Origin of the sequence: Halomonas sp. AOP22-C1-8, from assembly GCF_052378905.1 — a bacterium.
Lineage (GTDB): Bacteria > Pseudomonadota > Gammaproteobacteria > Pseudomonadales > Halomonadaceae > Vreelandella > Vreelandella citrativorans.
On record NZ_JBQSYD010000016.1, the window covers coordinates 23,314 to 44,446 of the forward strand.

Annotated in this window: 17 protein-coding genes and 1 pseudogene; 10 read left to right on the forward strand and 8 right to left on the reverse strand. The window is 54.2% G+C overall.

What is annotated here, in order from left to right:
* Positions 1-128: 128 nt before the first annotated feature.
* Positions 129-1,127 (reverse strand): succinylglutamate desuccinylase, encoded by a 999-nt coding sequence (locus tag ACT3TY_RS10240; RefSeq protein ID WP_444628090.1) that lies wholly within the window; start codon positions 1,125-1,127, stop codon positions 129-131.
* A gap of 346 nt (positions 1,128-1,473) precedes the next feature.
* On the opposite strand from ACT3TY_RS10240, the gene wrbA reads away from it, so the two are divergent.
* Positions 1,474-2,073 (forward strand): NAD(P)H:quinone oxidoreductase, encoded by a 600-nt coding sequence (wrbA, locus tag ACT3TY_RS10245; RefSeq protein WP_087108478.1) that lies wholly within the window; start codon positions 1,474-1,476, stop codon positions 2,071-2,073.
* 67 nt (positions 2,074-2,140) lie between these two features.
* On the opposite strand, the gene ACT3TY_RS10250 is transcribed toward wrbA, so the two are convergent.
* On the reverse strand, positions 2,141-3,214 hold the full coding sequence (locus ACT3TY_RS10250; protein ID WP_193053912.1) for a tartrate dehydrogenase: 1,074 nt from the start codon (positions 3,212-3,214) through the stop codon (positions 2,141-2,143).
* 111 nt (positions 3,215-3,325) lie between these two features.
* Here ACT3TY_RS10250 and ACT3TY_RS10255 point away from each other — a divergent pair, with 111 nt between their 5' ends.
* On the forward strand, positions 3,326-4,267 hold the full coding sequence (locus ACT3TY_RS10255; RefSeq protein WP_444628091.1) for a LysR family transcriptional regulator: 942 nt from the start codon (positions 3,326-3,328) through the stop codon (positions 4,265-4,267).
* A gap of 205 nt (positions 4,268-4,472) precedes the next feature.
* Here the strand turns inward: ACT3TY_RS10255 and ACT3TY_RS10260 are convergent, their stop codons facing one another.
* Entirely contained in the window at positions 4,473-5,423 is a 951-nt protein-coding gene (locus ACT3TY_RS10260) for an ABC transporter substrate-binding protein (RefSeq protein WP_444628092.1), read from the reverse strand.
* Positions 5,424-5,708: 285 nt separating this feature from the next.
* Between ACT3TY_RS10260 and ACT3TY_RS10265 the strand changes: the two genes are divergently transcribed.
* The 4 genes from ACT3TY_RS10265 (at position 5,709) to ACT3TY_RS10280 (ending at position 9,250) form a co-directional block, all read left to right on the forward strand.
* Positions 5,709-6,584: a LysR substrate-binding domain-containing protein gene (locus tag ACT3TY_RS10265; protein WP_172116073.1), complete on the forward strand. Its 876-nt coding sequence runs from the start codon at positions 5,709-5,711 to the stop codon at positions 6,582-6,584.
* Between the two features lie 95 nt (positions 6,585-6,679).
* Positions 6,680-8,131: an alanine/glycine:cation symporter family protein gene (locus ACT3TY_RS10270; RefSeq protein ID WP_172116074.1), complete on the forward strand. Its 1,452-nt coding sequence runs from the start codon at positions 6,680-6,682 to the stop codon at positions 8,129-8,131.
* Between the two features lie 169 nt (positions 8,132-8,300).
* Complete coding sequence (locus ACT3TY_RS10275; RefSeq protein ID WP_172116075.1) at positions 8,301-8,909, forward strand: FMN-dependent NADH-azoreductase; 609 nt, start codon at positions 8,301-8,303, stop codon at positions 8,907-8,909.
* Between the two features lie 35 nt (positions 8,910-8,944).
* Positions 8,945-9,250, forward strand: coding sequence for an MGMT family protein (locus ACT3TY_RS10280; RefSeq protein ID WP_087108490.1), 306 nt, complete (start codon positions 8,945-8,947; stop codon positions 9,248-9,250).
* A 153-nt stretch (positions 9,251-9,403) separates the two neighbouring features.
* On the opposite strand, the pseudogene ACT3TY_RS10285 reads toward ACT3TY_RS10280, so the two are convergent.
* The 5 genes and pseudogenes from ACT3TY_RS10285 to ACT3TY_RS10305 all read right to left on the reverse strand — a co-directional run.
* Positions 9,404-10,579 (reverse strand): annotated as a pseudogene (locus ACT3TY_RS10285) (multidrug effflux MFS transporter); the annotation flags it as partial.
* Positions 10,572-11,174, reverse strand: a complete 603-nt coding sequence (locus tag ACT3TY_RS10290) for a TetR/AcrR family transcriptional regulator (RefSeq protein ID WP_172116077.1) — start codon at positions 11,172-11,174, stop codon at positions 10,572-10,574. The gene ACT3TY_RS10290 and the pseudogene ACT3TY_RS10285, both read right to left, overlap by 8 nt.
* Before the next feature lie 176 nt (positions 11,175-11,350).
* Positions 11,351-11,611 (reverse strand): nuclear transport factor 2 family protein, encoded by a 261-nt coding sequence (locus ACT3TY_RS10295; RefSeq protein ID WP_253926933.1) that lies wholly within the window; start codon positions 11,609-11,611, stop codon positions 11,351-11,353.
* Entirely contained in the window at positions 11,601-13,166 is a 1,566-nt protein-coding gene (locus tag ACT3TY_RS10300) for a GNAT family N-acetyltransferase (protein ID WP_441678261.1), read from the reverse strand. The genes ACT3TY_RS10295 and ACT3TY_RS10300 overlap by 11 nt, the downstream gene beginning before the upstream one ends.
* A 47-nt stretch (positions 13,167-13,213) precedes the next feature.
* Positions 13,214-14,125 (reverse strand): DMT family transporter, encoded by a 912-nt coding sequence (locus ACT3TY_RS10305; RefSeq protein ID WP_172116079.1) that lies wholly within the window; start codon positions 14,123-14,125, stop codon positions 13,214-13,216.
* Positions 14,126-14,285: 160 nt separating this feature from the next.
* On the opposite strand from ACT3TY_RS10305, the gene ACT3TY_RS10310 reads away from it, so the two are divergent.
* The 4 genes from ACT3TY_RS10310 to ACT3TY_RS10325 all read left to right on the forward strand — a co-directional run bounded on the left by ACT3TY_RS10310 (position 14,286) and on the right by ACT3TY_RS10325 (position 21,130).
* Positions 14,286-16,307: an FAD-dependent oxidoreductase gene (locus tag ACT3TY_RS10310; protein ID WP_444628094.1), complete on the forward strand. Its 2,022-nt coding sequence runs from the start codon at positions 14,286-14,288 to the stop codon at positions 16,305-16,307.
* Between the two features lie 144 nt (positions 16,308-16,451).
* Positions 16,452-17,507, forward strand: a complete 1,056-nt coding sequence (locus ACT3TY_RS10315) for a threonine aldolase family protein (protein ID WP_087108506.1) — start codon at positions 16,452-16,454, stop codon at positions 17,505-17,507.
* Positions 17,508-17,877: 370 nt separating this feature from the next.
* Positions 17,878-19,800, forward strand: a complete 1,923-nt coding sequence (locus tag ACT3TY_RS10320) for a PrkA family serine protein kinase (RefSeq protein WP_444628096.1) — start codon at positions 17,878-17,880, stop codon at positions 19,798-19,800.
* A 40-nt stretch (positions 19,801-19,840) separates the two neighbouring features.
* Positions 19,841-21,130, forward strand: coding sequence for a YeaH/YhbH family protein (locus tag ACT3TY_RS10325; RefSeq protein WP_444628097.1), 1,290 nt, complete (start codon positions 19,841-19,843; stop codon positions 21,128-21,130).
* Positions 21,131-21,133 lie beyond the last annotated feature (3 nt).

Below are 21,133 nucleotides of genomic sequence, written 5' to 3' on the forward strand. Positions count from 1 at the left end.
GCGATTCTATCAGGCTCAGCGAAAAATGCGTGCTTTCCTTATACGATAAATGTAGGAAGGCGGCCGTAAGTGATACGCGTGTGCCTCGATATTATCTCCATGTTGTTGTTATTAAATAACTATTAAACTTATTTTGCGGTTTGACTTGAGGAGTGAACCGGGGCCACCAAAAGCGCCGCCCGCGCACCCAACGCCACGTTGGCATTAGGAAATACGACATGTAGCGGCGTCTCGCTCACCACGAAATCGCCTGCCACGCTATCCCGGGCCAAACGCGTGCCGGGCTCAAAACAGCTGAAGTTGGGCATGTCAGCATCAACGTAGAGCGTAAAGTCCTCCGCTTGGCGCTTAAGCTCATGCTCTACCTGAAAGAATACCATGCTCGCGGGGTCTTGCTGGGCAGGCGTTTCGCCTTTGCTGAGCGACGTAAGCAGCGCGCCCATTGGGATTAGCGATGCCCTGTCATTTTGCCCGAAAGGGGCGACGCGGCCTAGCTCAAAAGTAAACGCTTGAGCGCCATGGTAGTGCTTGCTGTAGTGCGAGAAGGTCCAGCTTGTCTGGTGTTGATGAAGCACGGCCTGCATGCCCGCCGCAGCAAGCCACTGCCACTGCTCAGGCAGGGTTGCAGTGTTAGCAAACGGCTCGACAACAAAAATCGGGTAGAGGCTTTCACGAATGGCTGTGTGCAAGTCGTAGTGCAACCTGGGCCGCGCGGCATGAGTTGCATAAAATCGGTCTACCGCAGCCATTAATTCACGTGCGCGTTCTGGCTCCTCACCGCTGCCCGTTAAGTCACGCTTGAAGAGGCGGTTAAGGTTGGTTGCTATAAACCGTTGCTGAGCGCGTAGCGCGGGGATATTACCAAGGATGACCAGTACGGGAGCACCCAGCGGGGTAGTGCCTGCTTCCAGGGCGCTTAGGCACTCACCGAGCAATTCAACCGGAGCCGTTTCGTTGCCATGAATCGCCGCTGAAAAAACGCAGGCATAGGCCTCTGGCTGCGGCGTATGGGGGATAAGCTCCATAATGCCGGGGGCATGAAACCGATAAGTACCGCTTGGGAATTGGCCGCTACGCTGTACGGGAAGGTGCCCATCAAGGGTCCAGTCAAGCCAGTGATTCAGCATTATCGGCCTCTTGTTATTGGTTGGAAATTCACACGCTATCTTTAACATGCTCAAAAACGGGAGCAAGCACTAGCGTCGTGGTTATGAAAATGGCGGGCACTCGAGTGTAAGACGGTACCTAAAACGCTCACGGTGAGTGGGCGTTTTAATAGGAAGGGCGCTTTGCCACGCACTTTTGGGATTCAATGCGAGAAACCAGCCGCTGCTTTGTATCAGCGTAAGGTGAAAATCGAAGAGTGCAGGGGAAAACATTCGCTTTTCGCTGCTGCAGGCTAGGCTATGTTGTAGTCATTCCCTAATCGGAATGCCATTAACGTAGCTAAAACGCAGTCCAAAGGAGTAAGCAATGACAAAGGTATTGGTACTTTACTATTCCATGTATGGGCATGTTGATACCTTGGCCAAGGCCGTTGCAGAAGGGGCAAGGAAAGTTGAAGGCGTAGAGGTAACCGTTAAGCGAGTACCTGAAACCATGCCCGCAGATGCCTTCAAAAATGCCGGCGGTAAGCAGGATTACGATACGCCCGAAGCGACTCCCCAGGAACTGGCCGATTACGATGCGATTATTGTTGGTACCCCAACCCGCTTTGGCAATATGACCGGCCAAATGCGCACCTTTTTTGATCAAACCGGCGGTTTATGGGCTAACGGCACCTTGCGTGGCAAAGTGGCGAGTGTGTTTACCTCGACCGGTACCGGCGGTGGCGATGAGATGACGATTACCTCCACCTGGACGACGCTTGCCCACCACGGCATGGTGATTGTGCCCGTCGGCTATGGCATTGAAGAGCAGTTTGATATTTCCGAAGTCAGCGGTGGTAACCCATACGGAGCGGCCACCCTGGCAGGTAGTGATGGCTCCCGCCAGCCAAGCGAGCGTGAACTGAAGCTTGCGCGCTTTCAGGGCGAGCACGTTGCGAAAATCGCTGCGAAGTTAGCGGAGTAACCAATCGCTAATAAACAGCCATCCCGTCGATAATTATCTGCGGGGTGGCTTTCCTATGGCGAAGGGATTACTGGCTTAAACGTTTGGCAATCGCGCGGCCCAGGCTTTCCGTGGTGCCTTGGCCGCCAACATCACGGGTGACCACTTGGCTGTCACCTTCGCGAAGCACGTCTTCAATGGCCGTCACCATCGCATCAGCGGCTTCTTTATAGCCCAGGTGCTCAAGCATCATGGCACCAGACCAAATTTGACCAATTGGGTTGGCGATACCTTTGCCTGCAATATCCGGTGCGCTGCCGTGTACCGGTTCAAACAGGCTGGGGAATTTGCCTTCGGGGTTAATGTTGGCCGAAGGGGCAATGCCGATAGTGCCGGTACATGCTGGCCCCAGGTCGGAAAGGATATCGCCAAACAGGTTGCTGCCGACGACCACGTCAAACCAGTCCGGATGCAGTACAAAGTTGGCGGTCAGAATATCAATATGGAATTTATCGACATCAATCTCCGGATACTGCTTGGCCATTTCCAGCACGCGCTCGTCCCAGTAGGGCATGGTGATAGAGATACCGTTGGATTTGGTGGCCGAGGTGAGCTTTTTACGCGGGCGGGTTTGTGCCAGATCAAACGCGTACTTAAGCACGCGGTCAACACCTGTACGCGACATCACGGTTTCCTGGATGACAATTTCGCGCTCGGTGCCTTCAAACATCTTGCCGCCGATGCTTGAGTATTCGCCCTCGGTGTTTTCGCGCACCACGTAAAAGTCGATATCGCCCGGTTCACGCCCAGCAAGCGGGCTTTTAATACCGGGCATTAACTTGCAAGGGCGCAGGTTGATGTACTGGTCGAACTGGCGGCGAAACTGCAGCAGCGAGCCCCAAAGGGAAATATGGTCGGGCACTTTGTCGGGCCAGCCGACCGCGCCGTAAAACAGAGCATCGAACCCTTTTAGCTGTTCAAACCAGTCGTCCGGCATCATTTGGCCGTGCTCCAGGTAGTAGTCGCAGCTGCCAAATTCAAAGGTCGTGAACTCAAGGTCGATATTAAAGCGCTTGGCTGCGGCTTCAAGGGCGCGAATACCTTCGGGCATGACTTCGGTACCAATGCCGTCGCCAGCGATCACTGCAATACGGTGGGCCATTTGGATTCCTTGTTATTAAAAAAGATGAGCGATGAACGCAGTGTAGCCGCTATCTGAGTGATAATAATCAGGCTACTATTCAAGCTATTGTTGCCTGAAAGTGGAGAATCCATGTCGGCGCTAGACGATCTTGCATTTTTTCAGCAGTTAGCACGTGCAGGAAGTTTGACAGGAACGGCGCGTGAACTGGGGCTTTCGCTGTCGGCGGTGAGCAAGCGCTTAAAGCAGCTAGAGGCGCGGTTGGGCGTGGAGCTTGCCGCACGCACTACTCGGCGGCTGACACTCACGGCAGAAGGCGAACGTTATCTCTCCCGCGGGGCGCTGATTCTGGATGAGTTGGGGGAGCTTGAGAACTCTCTCAACGACACACATAAGCATGGGCTTAGCGGACGGCTGCGGGTTAATGCCACCTTTGGTTTTGGTCGGCAGCACATTGCGCCGCTGCTCTCCACCTTTTGTGCAATGCACCCAGCGGTTGAGGGATGGCTGGAGCTCACCAATTTCCCGCTTAACCTGAGCGATCACGGCTTTGATGTCGGTATACGGATTGGCGAGCCGCCGGATTCCCGTTTGATTGCTCGGCCAATTTTGCCCAATCGCCGAGTGCTGTGTGCTGCGCCTGGTTATATCGCCCGTATGGCACCATTGAACGCGCCTGGCGACCTTGCGCGCCAGGCATGCCTGGTGATTCGTGAAAACGATACGGACTTTCCCCTTTGGCGTTTTGAGCGCTGTAATGACCCTGGGTGTGTTCAGTCAGTGAAGGTGAGTGGGCGGCTGGCCAGTAACGATGGAGAAGTCATAACTCGGTTGGCCCTGGACGGACACGGGATAATGATGCGCTCCTGGTGGGACGTAAACGAGCACTTGGCCAGTGGGGCGCTGGTGCCGCTGCTGCCTGAATGGCAGGGCGTGCGGGCCGACTTTTATGCGGTATTTGAGCAGCGCCGCCATGTGCCCACACGGTTACGCGCATTTATTGATCATGTGCAGCGTGACATAAGCGGGCGAGTACCGCCGCTGCCAAGCCTCGGCCTCGATGAACGACAGTGACCAGCTCATCACGCACTGACATGTTTGGTCAGAAACCATTGGATAAAACAAGTATCTTGTTAGGGACTCAGTTAACCCTGGGCGTGCGTGATGGGCGCTGAGTACGTGGCAAGGCCTTTGGCGAGGCGAGCACCGCGACTGGTGAGGGCCGCGGTGCATCCTTGCTACGTTACATGGTTGCGATGCGTTGGCATAAGATTCGCACTCATAATGTAAGCTGCGCTTTAATAATTGGCCAAGCGGGTTCGCCGTCGGTGTTCGTTACATCGGTAAGCATGGCTTCTACCCGCTTGGGGTGATTGCTGATCCACTCCTGGGCTACCTCGGAAAGCGCACGCTCGTCTTGGCCAAACGCCTGGATCATCCAGCTTTGTTCGTCAGCGGTGAAGCTGAACTGCTCAAAAAACGTAGTGATATTGGGGTTGGCTTCAGCATAGTCGGCGCGCAGCACGGTAAGTACATCACTTTCACCATTGTTTTCACCGAACAGATTGTCTGGATCCTCCAGGTAACGCATGGGTAGCTCAAGGTTCATCCAGTGAGGAGTCCAGCCGACCCAGACCACCGCTTGTTCACGCTCGATAGCATCGCGAGCGGCGGACAGCATGGCGATTTCGCTGGTATCAACCAGGCGCCAGTCACCCAGCTCCCAAGCGTCATTATCAATGGCGTCATGGAGAATTTCGCTGGCGGCCGAGCCGGCGCCAAAGCTGAGAATCTGACCGTTAAACAGGTCGCGGTTTTCGGCAAGGTCAGCAAAACTTTGAATGCCGCTCTCGTAAATATAGCTAGGCACCGCCAGCGTCATTTGCGCGCCGTCAACGTTGTTCGCCACATCAATCAGCACGCCTGACTCTTTGCGTGGGGTGAACATGTCACGCTGAGCAGGCAGCCAGGCGCCCAGAAATACATCGATATCACCGCTCTCCATACCCTGATAGATCACCTGCAGGCCAATTTCTTGCGCGCGGGTTTCATAACCCAGCGGGTTTAACAGCTGTTCGGCTATTTCCGTCTTTACGGTGATGCCAGGCCAAGCGGGAACACCAAAATCAAGTGTTTGATCATCGCCGTGCGTGGTGGACGCAAAGGCAGCGGATAAGAGTGCTGTGGCTACCAACGGCATGCTGGGTGAGAGGCGTAGGCGGGTTTTCATTGAGATCTCCTTGCTGAGTTTTTATATCGCGCGGGGCGGTTTATGAGTGGCGTGCCAACACACGCAGGCGAGAGGCGAGCATGTCGCGGTCCAAATACGTGCCCTGGAGGTGACGAGCGCCGCTATCAAGGGTAATGACGGGGGCACGAACGCTAATATCGGTTGCCTCGTCCTGAAAACGAAAATCGACCGGGGCTCACCCGGATAGGATGCGCACTCGTCATGGCTCAAACAAATGATTAATATGGCCTCTAAGACCTTATTTTACTTATAGGTGAATTTATCATGAGTCAGTTACCGCCACTGTTATGGCTACAGGCATTTGAGTCGGCGGCGCGAACGCTCAGCTTTACCGCGGCTGGAAATGAGTTGGCTGTTACCCAAGCGGCCATTAGTCAGCGAGTTCGGTTGTTGGAAGAGCGGTTGGGGCAAAAGCTCTTTGTGCGCCATGCGCGAAGCTTAACCCTCACGCCTGTAGGGCAAGCCTGGCTGCCCAGTATCAATGATGCTTTTTCGCGGATCAGCGAAGGAACGGCTGAGGTGTTTGGCGCTACTAGTGGGCAGCCTGTGACATTAAGAGCCACGCCGATTCTCCAGCAATCCTGGCTGGCGCCGCGTTTGGCTGCTCTTTACCAGCACTGTCCACACATCACCATTCGCCTGGTCAGCGCTATCTGGCCTGATGACTATGGGGTAGAGGGCGCTGATATCGAAATCCGTTATGGGCGGGGGGAATGGAGTGGCGTTGAAATGCACTCGCTAGGTGATGAACAATTGCTGCCAGTGTGTTCGCCAACGCTTGCTGCAACGCTAACAACGCCTGCCGATTTAAGAGGGCACACGCTACTTCACGCAGTAGGTTTTGGTGTCGGCTGGTCAGGCTGGCTACAGGCGGCGGGCGTAGGTCACTTGGAAACGCAATGTCGTTCTATGACATGCGATAACCAGGTGATGACGTTAGCGTTAGCTAGCCAAGGCGCAGGGGTAGCGCTTATTCATCACCGTTTGTTGGAGCAGCGCAATGACCTGGTGACGCCGTTTCCGGCCATTAGTGTGCCAAGCGATGAGCAGTTCTGGCTGGTACGTCCCAGCCGTCGGCAGGTAGATGACGAAGCCGCCTTAGTCTGGGCGTGGTTAGCGAAAGATATTGGGGCTGCCTAGGAGCGTTTTAAGAATAAATGCTCCAATTTTCTTGCCATTTTCGTGCAGGCGTGAAGAATGAAGCGCCTTCGATAAGTTAAAAAAAGGCGTGTTGTATGGATTTCTCGGTACCTCAACTGTTGACCGCGTTGGTTGATCGCGGCAACGGGCTGTTATGGGGCAGTGTGCTGATCTACTTGCTGATCGGCGCAGGCCTCTACTTTACGATACGAACCGGTGCGATCCAAGTGCGCTATTTCGGTCACATGTTTAAACTGCTGCGCACCTCGCGCAACGCAGGTGACGGAATTTCTTCATTCCAGGCACTCTCCACCAGCCTGGCGGCACGCGTAGGCACCGGCAACCTGGCAGGTGTGGCGGTGGCGATCTATTTTGGTGGCCCAGGCGCGATTTTCTGGATGTGGATGACCGCCATGGTGGGTATGGCGACCAGCTTCATTGAATCTACCTTGGCGCAGGCCTATAAAACAGACCATGGGGATAGCACCTTTCGCGGCGGCCCCGCCCGTTATATTGAACGTGGGCTTGGGCTGCGCTGGCTGGCCGTGCTGTTTTCCATCTGTTTGATTGTAGCGTTTGGATTGGCGTTTAACAGCGTACAGGCCAACTCCATCGCCCAGGCCATGGAGCAGGCATTTGCTGTTCCCACCTGGGCCATGGGGTTAGTCTTGGTGGTAGTTGTGACGCCGATTATCTTTGGTGGCTTAAAGTCCATCGCCAAGGTCGCGGAGCTGGTGGTGCCATTAATGGCTCTGCTTTACCTGCTACTCGCGCTTGTTGTGGTCGGGCTTAATATCGGTGACTTCCCAGCAGCCATCATGACCATTGTGAAGAGCGCCTTTGGCCTTGAGCAAGCGGCTGGTGGGGCTGTGGGGTATGCCGTGTCACAAGCGATTATGAACGGCATTCAACGCGGCCTGTTCTCCAACGAGGCGGGCATGGGTTCGGCGCCGAATGCGGCAGCCACCGCCAGCACGCGGCCTAATCATCCGGCTGCCCAGGGCTTTATTCAGATGCTGGGTGTGTTTCTGGATACGCTGGTTATTTGTACGGCCACGGCGGCCATTATTATTATGGCAGGGCCTGAGCTGTTAGCCGGTGAAGAGACGAATGGTATCCAACTGACCCAAATGGCGCTTTCAAGCCACGTAGGCGATTGGGGAGGCATGTTTGTAGCTGTCGCTATCTTGCTGTTCGCGTTTACTTCTTTGATTGCCAACTACTCTTACGGCGAGTCCAATATTGAGTATTTAGCGGGTCGCCGAGCGCCGGTAGCGATTCTCCTTTACCGCTTGGCGGTGCTGGCGATGATCATGGTGGGATCGATGGCGAGTCTGGGGGCGATCTGGAACTTTGCGGATCTTTCCATGGGTATGATGGCAATTATTAACCTGGTGGCTATCCTGCTGCTTTCACCGGTTGCTTTTGCGCTGTTCCGTGATTACGAGGCGCAGTTGAAGGCAGGCAAAGAACCTACCTTTGACCCCAGCAAATTCCCCACGTTAGCCAATAAGGTTGATCCCAAGGCGTGGCCTAAAAAGCACTAATCATCAGCCAACTAAAACCCTGCTCACACAAAAGCGGGGTTTTTTTATAGATATCATCATAATTCGATTTTATCGAACGTAACACTCATATCATTGCGCTTTTGATTAATCAAAATCATCGTAAAATAGCGTTAATTCCTTATTAACCCTACGTTGGAGCTTTTTTTAAATGACAACTCGTGCCCTGCTGGTTACCTCCTCTGTACTTGGTGAAAACGGCCAATCTATCGCCTTGGCCAACCACTTCCAAAGCCGTGCGGCTGCCCGCGAAGGCGTCGATGTCACTAAGCGTGACGTGATTGCCGATGCGCTGCCTCACCTGGATATTGCGGAACTGGGCGCATGGCAGACACCGGCTGACGAGCGCAGCGACGAGCAGAAAGCACTGGCTGCTCGCTCTGATGAGCTGTTGGCCGAACTGCGTGCTAATGACGTGTTGGTCCTGGCGGTACCGATGTATAACCTGGGTATTCCTTCGCAGTTAAAAGCCTGGTTTGACCGTGTACTGCGTGCTGGCGAAACGTTCCGTTACACAGAAAACGGCCCACAAGGTCTCGTCGAAGGTAAGCGGGTGATTATCCTGGCGGCCCGTGGTGGTATGTATGCGGGGTCGGACAGGGATAGCCAAACGCCGCACCTGAAAAGCATGCTAGGCTTGATAGGCATTACCGATGTTGATGTCGTGTACGCAGAAGGTCTGAACATGGGCGAAGAGCAGCGTGCTGCAGCACAAAAAGAAGCGTTTCAGGCAATTGATCAGTTGGTGGAAGCGCTATAAGCCCGTTAGCCTGAGGTAATTACGGAGAATTTGTTATGGCCCGTCCCGAGCTATTGGAGCAGATCTATACGATTGTTGATCAGATTCCGGCGGGGCGAGTCACGACGTATGGGCGTATCGCCGCTATGACCGAAGGCGCCACCCCCCGAATGGTGGGGTCTGCCATGCGGCACTTGCCCGATGGTCATGAGCTTCCCTGGCACCGGGTGATTGCGGCCTCACTTAAACTTGCTGACCACGGCGGTGCTACCCGTCAGCATCAGAAATTGCGTGATGAAGGCGTGATGTTTGATGCCAAGGGCCGCGTGCCGCGTCACCTGGTGTGGCCGGATGAGCCGTAGAATACGTCCTTTCAATGAGAAGCCGCGCAGTTGCGCGGCTTTTTCGATTGTACGTTTATTTATTCCTTTCTGAAAAGCGCTAAGTACGTGCCCCATCGAGGTGAACGTCCTGTGCTTTTTTGTCATGGCACCGGCAAGCCGGCAGAGCAATAAAGCGGCCACGCCACACAGCGTAAGTGTTAGTAGCATCAAGTGAGGCCCTTGGGTCGCCAGGCTGGCAACATAGCCGACGGCCGCCGCGATCACATAGTGCAGGGTACCCATCAGCGCCGACGCCACACCGGCCTGCGCCCCGCCAGCGTTCATGGTCAGCGCGGTCAAATTACCAAACACCAGCCCGAGCGCGCCGATCGCTACCGCTAGCAGCGCCACGTACGTTTCGAACGTGACCATACCCATCGTGACGACCAGATATAAAAGCGCCCCCGCCAGTGTATGTATACCAAGCCCGAGATAAGTCACCCCGGCAGGCGTCATACCGCGTGCAGACAGCGCATTGGACAGCATGCCACCCATAATTAGCCCGACGGAATTGGCGGCAAACAAATAGCTGAAATGGGTCGGTGTCATGCCAAAATGGTCGGTAAACACAAACGCCGCGGCGCTGATATAGGTGAAAAGTGACCCCAGAACAAAACCACCGGCCGCCGTATACGCCATGAAGACCCGACGACGCGACTGAGCCAGATACCCACGCACGACACTGCCTACGCTAAGCGCTGTGCGCTGCCTAACGTCAAGCGTCTCGGGAATGCCTGTCAGGCTCCATGCCAACCCGATGACGCCCAAGCCGGCCAGCGCCCAGAAGATACCGCGCCAGCCACCGTGCTCAAGCAGAAAGCCCCCCATCATGGGCGCCACGACGGGTGCAATCATCATGACTTGCATCAATAGCGAAAAGATTTTGGCAGAGCTTTTCACATCGCAAAGATCGGCCACAATGGCACGTGGAGCGACCAAGCCTGCGGCCGCGCCGATGGCCTGTAAAAAGCGTGCGGCGAGCAGCCACTCAAGCGTGGGTGCCATGGCCGCAACCACCGAACCCACCACAAAGATTACAAGCCCCACCAGAAGCGGCATCCTCCGCCCAAAACGCTCCAGCAGCGGGCCATAAAGACACTGCCCCAGCGCCAGCCCTGCCAAAAAGACCGACAGCGTTTGCTGCACGCTGCCCGCCGAGGCCTCATAGGTCTGCGCAATCATCGGCATGCCGGGCAGGTACATATCAATCGCCATGGCATCGAGTGCGGTCAAAAGGGCCAGCAGAATGACCAGCGCCATACCCACTGTACTTTGGTGAGTATTCTCACGAATGACCTGTTCAGTCATGATGCTCTCCTGCAAGCCTTGCGATACTGTCGCCCATGAGGCGTTCAAGTGCGTTGAGACGTGCCTCAAAGCGCTCGGTGCCAATATAGATAAGCGCCACGTGGAGGCTATCCACCATGCCCATGTAGGCGTGGCCTAGCATCAGGGCATCCTGGTCAGAAAGCGCCTTTCCAACATGGCGACGCAGCGCTGTCGTGAAATCTGCTAACAGCTGTTGCATGTAACCCTCGTAGCCTTCCTGAAGTTCATGAAAAAGCGACTCGGGCGGGATATATGAGGTGCGTAGCAGAAACCGAAAGTGCTCTGAGTCGGCGTAGCGTGCCAGCAACGATTCGCAATAGTGCTGGCCTGGCAGTCCAGTATTGGAGTGCTCAAAGCATTCCTGGGCAAATTGCGATTCAACTTTCAAGGCATCTTCAAACACCGCCGAAAACAGCGCGTCCTTATTTTTGATATGCGAATAAAGCGACGCTTTGCGAATACCGGCGTCGGCAGCAATTCCCGACAATGAAGCGCCCTCATAACCATGCTGGGCAAACTGGGCAACGGCTGCGTTGAGCACCCGGCGCAATGCGGGTGTCGTTGTGGGTAACATTTCTTGCTCTCCAAACATGAAGTTCTTAATGGCGCATGCGTCAAACATGTCAAACCCAAGCGATGCATCATAATACAAAAGCTACCGACCGGTAGGTAGTTTTTTTGTTTATAAAAAAGGCCCTTTAGGGCCAAATAAAATTGACTGCTACCCGATTTAAAACGTAGCTGTCTAATTTAAAACATCGTGTTGTCGTTGGCCGCTTCTTCCGGCACAGACTGGATGACATCCCAGTGCTCGACGATCATTTCATTTTCAACGCGGAAGATATCCACAACGGCCTCACCGCGATCCTCATCACCCCAGACCAGGTCGTCATCGGTCGCACTACGCACGATCTCGCTCTGGTAGTCCGGGTTTTCCTTGAAGCAGCCTGCAAAGTAATCCACGAAAGGCGCTTTGCCATCCGGTACTTCCGGTTCGCACTTATACTTCAATGGAGCCGGATTTCAAGGACCAGTCGCGCCAGCGTAGATCAAAAAGATCCTTGCGGCGGTCTTTCAGGTTGGTCACTGAGCCTTCTGCACGCACCACCGTTAGGCGAGTCAAATCCAGGTCCGAGAAGAAAATCATCTCGGTATTGGGCGTGGTTTCTGCCAGTACTGCATCATGGGGGAAGGCAAAGTCAGAAGGGGTAAAGACCGCAGACTGCGCGTACTGAATATCCAGGTTTTCAATCGAGGGCAAGTTGCCGACGCTACCGCAGAGCACTACGTAGCACTCGTTCTCAATGGCGCGTGCCTGACCGCAGTGACGAACCCGCAGGTAGCCATTTTTGGTGTCGGTCCAGAACGGCACAAACAAAATGTCCATATCCTGGTCGGCCAGTAGACGGCCGAGTTCCGGGAACTCTACGTCGTAGCAGATCAAAATGCCCACGCGGCCTGCATCGGTGTTAAACACCTGCAAGTTGTCACCGCCTTCGATTACCCAATCGCGACGCTCCTGAGGAGTGATATGCAGCTTGGCTTGCTTGTCGACTTCACCATCGCGGTGGAAGAGGTAGGCAACGTTGTAGAGCCGGTCATTTTCGCCCACTTCAATCATTGAGCCGCCAACAATATTGATATTGTAGGAGACCGCCATGCGTGAAAGTTCGGTTTTAAAGCGTTCGGTAAAGCCTGCCAGAAAACGTATCGCCGCCATTTGGTCCTGCTGAGCGGCGCGGTCTTGCAAGCCCATCAGCGGGGTGGTGAACAGCTCCGGAAAAACCGCAAAGTCACTCTGGTAATCTGAAAGCGCGTCGACAAAATACTCAATCTGCTGGAGGGCGGCTTCTACCGAGGCAAACTCACGCATCTGCCACTGTACGGCGCCAACACGCACTTGGGTTGGGCGCGTATCCAGCACGTTTTCGGCAGGCTCAAAGAGAATATTGTTCCACTCGAGCAGGGTCGCGTAGCCCTTTGACTGCTCATCTTCGGGCAGGTATTTGCGCAGCAGGCGTTTTACTTGAAAGTCGTTAGCCAACTGGAACGACAGAATGGGATCATAAATCTCCTTGCGAGAGACTTTTTCGATGTACTGGGCCGGCGTTAGCTCATCGGCATGCTGATAGTATTCGGGAATGCGCCCACCCGCCAAAATGGCGCGCAGGTTATGCGAACGACACAGCTCTTTGCGTGCTTCGTAAAGGCGCCGCCCCAGGCGGTAGCCGCGGTAGTCCGGGTGAATCAGCACATCCAGCCCGTACATCGCATCGCCATTTTCATCGTTGAGAATAATCTCACGATGGCCAATCAGGTCGTCATATTTATGCGGGTTGGAAAACTCGTCGTAATCCACCTGAACCGTTAGTGCGACGCCTACCAGATTGCCGTCATCTTCAATGGCGATCTGGCCGTCGGGAAACTCCTGAATCAGCTTGTCGATGGTGTGACGGGGCCAGGCGCCGCCAATATTATGATAGACAGCGTCCATCAATGTCTTGAGCTGATCGTAATCATCGCTCGTCAGGTTGCGCACATTTAGATGCAGGTCTTCCAGGGACATATCAGGGGGTTCCAGAATAAAAAAGAAAACAGCCTAGTGCATGATGGCTAGGCGCTGCCCGGCTTATTCACCGACACGTTTCCCACCAGTGGGCGCGTCAAGGTTTGCGCCATGATGACGCCCGCCAGAATCAGAAGTCCACCGGTAAAGTGGAAGCCTGCCACTTGCTCGCCCAGCATCGCCATGGCAATCAGTGCGCTAAACAGAGGCATCAGGTTGATAAAAATGCTCGCCTGGTTAGCGCCAATTTGGCGGACCGCGCGCATCCATAAAAATGTGGTAATGACGGAGGCAGGAATGCCTGCATAGAGAATAAGCCCAATGTTTTGACTATCCACAGGCGTCATTGGCCCCATCAAATAGGGCGGCAGCAAAAACAGTACCGCAAAACATACCTGAGCATAGAGCATTACCCAAGGCGGTAAGTTCATTTTCCAGCGCTTTAGCATAACGCCGTAGAGCGCGTAGCAGCTTGCTGCCACCACCATTAGCGCATCGCCATGGGCAACCTCAAGCTGAAGAAGCGATAAGGGATTACCGCGGCCCAGCAACACGGTGACACCGATAAAGGCCAGCACGCCGCCCATAACGCCGCCCAGGGTTGGCGGCTCACGCAGGATAAGCGCACTCAGCAGCACGGTTAAAAGCGGCACCATCGCAGCTAGAATGCCCATGTTGGTAGCCGTTGTGGTTTCCGCTGCAACATAGGCCAGCCCTTGCCATAGCCCCATACCTAAAAGGCCCAGTAAGGCGAGTTTCGGCCAGTTACGGCGTATTTCCGCACGATGACGAAGCACGGCCGGAAGCACGAAGGGCGTCATCACCGCTAGCGCCAACAGCCAGCGTAAAAAAGCGATGCTGCTCGGCGCAATCGCGCCTACGGTCAACTGATTAATGGTCATGTTGCCCGACCAGATCAGCACGGTGGCTAGTGGTGGCAAAAAGTAAATCAACGGCATAGCGGTTTTCCTTATCGTTAGCCGAATAATGTTACGTGCTTTAACGCAATGAGCAAGACTGAGAAACGATGGCTCTGGATGTCGTTGGTAAGTCGTAAAGGGCTGTACGACGGCGATTGGATGTCATACGCTTGTTTGAATAACGCCAAGGAGAACCGTGATGACCCGTGCGCCCGCTTACCCGCATCTTTTCCAGCCAATTACGATTGGCCATTTAACGCTGCCCAACCGCATTTTAATGGGCTCCATGCATACCAACCTGGAAGAGACACCCAAGGGGTTTGCAAGGTTGGCGGCTTTTTATGCTGAGCGTGCACGGGCCGGGGTAAGTTTAATCGTCACTGGAGGGATTGCGCCAAACCCGGAAGGTGCGGTGTTTCAGGGCGCCAACGCGCTAACCGATGAGACCCAATTGGCAGAGCATCGCCAGGTGGTGGAGGCTGTTCACGCGGAAGGCGGGCATTTGTGCATGCAGATTCTCCATGCGGGGCGCTACGCCTACTCGCCTGAATTGGTGGCGCCCTCGGCAATTCAGGCACCCATTAATCCATTTACTCCCCGTGAACTAAGTAGTGACGACGTTGAACAGCAAATTGCCGACTACGTGCGCTGTGCGTCTCTGGCGCAACAGGCGGGTTATGACGGCGTCGAAATAATGGGTTCGGAAGGCTATCTGATTAATCAGTTTATTTGCCAGCGGACCAATCAGCGAAGCGATGCCTGGGGCGGTAGTTTTGAGCATCGCATGCGCTTTCCGTTGGAAATTGTTAAACGCATTCGAGCGGCGGTGGGCGAGCGCTTTGTGGTGATTTTTCGTCTGTCGATGATTGATCTGGTGGAAGACGGCAGTACGTGGCAAGAGATCGTTACGCTTGGCCAGGCGGTGGAAGCCGCAGGTGCCGATATCATCAATACCGGGATTGGTTGGCACGAAGCGAGGGTGCCCACGATTGTCACCAGCGTGCCACGTGCGGCCTTTACCGAAGTGACCCGGCGAGTAAAAGCAGCGCTTTCGGTGCCGCTGATCACTACTAATCGGATTAATATGCCAGAGATTGCCGAACAGGTGCTGTCCGAAGGCCACGCCGATATGGTGTCCATGGCGCGGCCGTTTTTGGCGGATCCTGAGTGGGTGCGTAAAGCCGAAGCGGGGCAGGCCGATGAAATCAATACCTGTATTGCCTGTAACCAGGCCTGCCTGGATCACACCTTTGCAGGCAAGTTAACCTCTTGTTTAGTTAATCCGCGCGCCTGCCATGAAACCGAGCTTGTGATTGAACCCGCCACCACGCCTAAACGCGTGGCCGTGGTGGGCGGTGGACCAGCGGGGCTTGCCACGGCCGTTACCGCCGCCAGCCGTGGCCATCACGTAGTGCTGTTTGAGCAGCGTGACACGCTGGGCGGGCAGTTTAATTACGCGCGCCGGATTCCAGGCAAAGAGGAGTTTAACGAAACCCTACGCTACTACCGCGTCATGCTGGAAAAGTACGCGGTAGAGATTCGTTTGAACACCCGTGCCATCCCAGAAGCACTGGCTGAGTTTGACGATATTATTATTGCCAGCGGCGTACGCCCACGCACGCTGTCGCTGCCCGGCGCTGAACACCCCAGTGTGCTGAGCTATGCCGATGCCATTGAATCCCCTGAACGGGTAGGCCGCCGGGTTGCCGTTATCGGGGCAGGCGGTATTGGTTTTGACGTTTCCGAGCTTTTGGCCCATGAAGAACATCCGGCCCTTGATATCGATACCTGGTGCGACGAGTGGGGCGTTGACCTGGCCGTTAGCGAACGCGGCGGTTTAAAAGCCCCTGTGGCGCCCGCTGTAGCACGTGACATTGTCATGCTACAACGTAAAACCTCAAAGCCTGGCAAGTACCTGGGTAAAACCACTGGCTGGGTACACCGGGCTTCGCTAAAGGCGCGCGGCGTTTCGACCTTGACGGGCTGCGAGTACCTTAAAGTTGATGATGATGGGCTGCATATTCGCCGCAATGGCGAGGACAGCGTGCTGGGTGTGGATACGGTGGTGGTATGCGCAGGGCAGGAATCGGTGCGTGATTTAGTGGCGCCGCTTGAAGCGCTCGGTAAACAGATTCATATCATTGGCGGTGCCGATGAGGCGGCAGAGCTTGACGCCAAGCGCGCTATTGATCAGGGAATGCGCTTGGCTGCCCAGCTTTAACCGCGTTGATAGTGGCGGGTGACGCTCGTCCATAAATGACGATAGACTGACTGATCCATCACCTTATTAAGCATAACGTGATGTTAAAGGCGCTAGTGGCACCCAGCTGGCGCTGTAACAATATGAGGTATAAGGATAATTGTCATGACGTCGGAGTGTACCCCCCGTTTTTTAGCCAGCGATAACACTTCTGGTATTTGCCCGGAAGCCATGGCGTATCTACTGGACGCTAATCAGGTTGATGACCTGGCGTATGGCAATGACCATTGGACCGAGCGAGCGGCGAACCGCTTTCGTCAAATGTTTGATTATGACTGCGAAGTGTTTTTTGTTTTTAACGGTACTGCGGCTAACTCACTGGCGCTTTCTGCGATGGGGCGCAGTTACCATAGCGTGATTTGTCATGAGCTGGCGCATATTGAAACCGACGAGTGCGGCGGCCCGGAGTTCTTCTCCAATGGCGCCAAGCTGCTGACCTCGCCAGGGGCGAATGGCAAGCTTACCCCTGAGGGGATTGAGGCGCTGGTGACGCGGCGGAGCGATATTCACTACCCAAAACCTAAAGTGGTTTCGCTGACCCAAGCAACCGAAGTAGGAACGGTATATACCCGCGAAGAACTACTGGCCATTCGTGCCATTGCCGATAAGCATGATTTGCGCTTACACATGGATGGCGCTCGGTTTGCCAATGCTTGTGCCAGCTTGAATGCTACGCCTGCCGAGCTGACCTGGCAGGTAGGTGTTGATGCACTGTGTTTTTCTGGGACTAAAAATGGCTTGGCGATGGGCGAGGCGATTTTGTTCTTTAATCGCGAGCTGGCAGAAGATTTTTCGTATCGCTGCAAGCAGGCAGGTCAGTTGGCATCCAAAATGCGCTATATATCAGCGCCGTGGTTGGGCCTTTTGGAGAGCGGGGCGTGGCTCACCAATGCTCAACATGCTAACGCAATGGCACAATATTTAACGCAAGGGCTGCAAGCGCTGCCTGGCGTGTCGTTGATGTTTCCTGCCCAGGCAAACAGCGTCTTTGTTGAGTTGCCAGCCCATGCAATTAGCGCCCTAAAAGCCAAGGGGTGGACCTTCTATACGTTTATTGGCGCCGGAGGAGCACGCTTTGTATGTGCCTGGAATACCACCGTTGAATTACTGGATTTACTTATCGCGGATGTCAAAATTGCTCTTGAACAGCATTCTGGATAGTAAGAGACTCTGGAGTTTTCAGGCGTATCGCTTTTTTTACCGCCTCTGCACACGCAGCGGCGGTTTTTTGTAGACGTTCAATAAAAGGGCGTGACGCCTGGCCCGCCATGCCAATGTTGATCATTAGAGAATCGTTAAACGTTTCTGATGAAGTGCTTTTTGGTTAAAACCCTGTTGTATCAACATCCTGCCTTTGAAGTGCGGGACTTTTCTGGCGTATGCCTATGCGTATCACATGTTAGCGTTGAAGTTTTAGTCATCACATTTTGCTAATGCTGGCTACGCTAATAGAGCGACACCTCGTTCGGCTCACCACAATAAAATATTCATCCGGGTGGTGATTGCCTGGGGATGGCCATAGGAGGGTTTCATGAGCATCTTTGACCACGTTCAAGACCGTTTTGCCCGCGTGCAGCAAGAAGACATGAGTTTGGAAGAGTATCTGGCGCTTTGTCGTCGTGACCCAACGGTTTATGCCAGCGCCGCGGAGCGCATGCTGGATGCCATCGGCGAGCCTGCTGTTATTGATACGGCAAAGGACCCGCGCTTATCGCGTATTTTTTCCAATAAGGTGATACGCCGCTACCCGGTTTTTGCTGAGTTTCATGGTATGGAGGAGGCCATTGAGCAGATCGTGGCTTACTTCCGTCATGCCGCCCAAGGGCTTGAGGAGCGCAAGCAGATTCTCTATCTGCTGGGGCCGGTGGGTGGCGGTAAATCATCACTTGCGGAGCGCTTAAAACTGCTAATGGAGCGCATCCCTTTTTACGCCATTAAAGGCTCACCCGTTTATGAGTCGCCGCTTGGGCTGTTCTCACCTGAAGAGGATAGCGAGCTGCTTGAAAAAGAGTATGGGATTGCGCCGCGCTATCTGAAAAGTGTGATGTCCCCTTGGGCCGCCAAGCGTTTAAAAGAGTACGGCGGCGATATTTCCCAGTTTCGTGTAGTGCGTCTTTATCCTTCGCGGCTGCACCAGATAGCAATTTCTAAAACGGAACCGGGTGACGAGAATAACCAGGATATCTCCTCGTTAGTGGGTAAAGTCGATATCCGCCAGCTTGAGCTTTACTCCCAGGATGACCCGGATGCTTATAGCTTCTCGGGCGGGCTTTGCCGCGCTAACCAAGGGTTAATGGAATTCGTTGAGATGTTTAAGGCGCCGATCAAGGTGCTACATCCGCTGTTAACCGCCACCCAAGAGGGGAATTACAACCCAACGGAGGGGATGGGCGCCATTCCGTTTGATGGCATTATCCTGGCGCACTCCAACGAATCCGAGTGGCAGGCATTTCGCAATAACCGCAACAACGAGGCCTTTCTTGACCGCGTATATATCGTCAAAGTGCCTTACTGCTTGCGAGTATCTGAAGAGATCAAAATCTATCAAAAGCTACTGGAAGACTCCTCCCTCAATGCCGCACCCTGCGCGCCCGATACGCTGCGCATGCTGGCACAATTCTCGGTGCTGTCTCGGTTAAAAGTGCCCGAGAACTCCAGTATCTACTCCAAAATGCGCGTGTACGATGGCGAAAATCTAAAAGATACCGACCCGCGTGCCAAGTCGATACAAGAGTACCGCGATGCGGCAGGTGTGGACGAAGGCATGCAAGGACTCTCCACTCGTTTTGCGTTCAAGATTCTTTCCAAGGTGTTTAACTTTGACAGCACCGAAGTTGCCGCTAACCCGGTGCATCTGCTGTATGTGCTGGAGCAAGCGCTTGAGCGTGAGCAACTGCCCTCTGAAGTATTTGAGCGTTATCTGGGCTTTATTAAAGAGTTTTTGGCTCCGCGCTATGTGGAGTTTATTGGCAAAGAGATCCAGACGGCTTATCTCGAATCCTACAGCGAGTATGGGCAGAATATTTTTGATCGCTATGTGACCTATGCCGATTTCTGGATTCAAGACCAGGAGTACCGCGACCCGGATACCGGCGAGCAGTTGAATCGCCAATCGCTAAATGAAGAGCTTGAAAAAATTGAGAAGCCAGCGGGCATCTCCAATCCCAAGGACTTCCGTCATGAAGTGGTTAACTTTGTGCTGCGAGCGCGTGCCCAGAACAATGGCATGAATCCCAGCTGGCAGTCGTATGAGAAGCTTAAAGGGGTTATTGAACACAAGATGTTTGCCAATACCGAAGAGCTTTTGCCGGTCATCTCGTTTAATGCCAAGGCCTCAACGTCGGACCAGAAAAAACACGAGGACTTCGTCGCTCGGATGGTGGAGCGCGGCTATACCGAGAAGCAGGTGCGCCTGCTTTCCGAGTGGTACCTGCGCGTGCGTAAGTCGCAGTAAGCACCGGTACTGCAAAGGCCCTTTGGGTTAAGGAGGTCGTATGACCTACTTTATTGATCGAAGACCTAACGCTAAACATAAGAGCGCGGTTAACCGGCAGCGCTTTTTGGAGCGCTACCGTCAGCATATCAAGCGCTCTGTTGAAGAGGCGGTTAACCGCCGCTCCATTACCGATATGGAGCGTGGTGAAAACATCTCTATCCCCACCAAGGACATTTCCGAGCCGGTGTTTCAGCATGGCCCTGGTGGGGCGCGCAATATCGTTTCGCCGGGTAATAAAGAGTTTTTACAGGGTGACAGGATTCGCCGCCCCGGTGGCCAAGGTGGCGGAGGCGGCGCGGGTGAAGGGAGCGCTTCTGACCAAGGCGAAGGTAACGATGAGTTTGCGTTTACGCTTAGCCGAGAGGAGTTTTTAGAGTTTGTTTTCGATGGTTTGGAGCTTCCGCACCTGCAGCGTAAGCCGCTTAAATCATTGGAAGAAGTGAAAATGGTGCGCGCGGGCCTTTCCCGGGATGGCGTGCCCTCGCGTATCAGTATTACGCGTTCCATGCGGGAGGCCTACGCCCGCCGTATTGCCATGCGAGCACCGATCAAGCGAGCGCTACAAGAAGCTGAGCAAGCGCTGGAGGCAGAAGAGCGCAAAGACAGCGTGTTACGTAATCCGGCACGGGTGGCTGAACTGAAAGCTGACATCGAGCGTTTAAAGAAACGCATCGAGGCAGTGCCGTTTATTGATACCTACGATTTGCGCTATCACCAGTTGGCCGCGCAACCTCAGCCCTCAAGCCAGGCGGTAATGTTCTGTGTCATGGATGTTTCAGGCTCCATGACCCAGAACCATAAAGACATTGCGAAGCGGTTTTTTCTGCTGCTTTACCTTTTTTTAGAGAAGCACTACGAAAAGGTCGAGCTGGTGTTTGTTCGCCACCATACTGCCGCAAAAGAAGTGAGTGAGGAGGAGTTCTTTTACTCCCGCGAAACGGGCGGCACCATTGTCTCAAGCGCACTCACGCTGGTGGATAACATTGTTCAAAAGCGCTATCCCGCCGAGCAGTGGAATTTATACGTGGCCCAGGCATCGGATGGCGACAATTGGGACGATGATTCCAGTACCTGTCGCAATTTGTTGATTAAAAAGCTGATGCCTCAACTTCAGTACTACGCATATGTAGAAATCACCCCTCACGATCATCAGTCGCTTTGGCATGAGTATCAGAGCGTTGCTGAGCACTTTCCTGAACGCTTTACGATGCGCCAAATTGTCGAAGCTAGCGATATTTACCCTGTTTTTCGTGAGCTGTTTAAACGCCGCTTGAACCAAGCGCGCTAAACG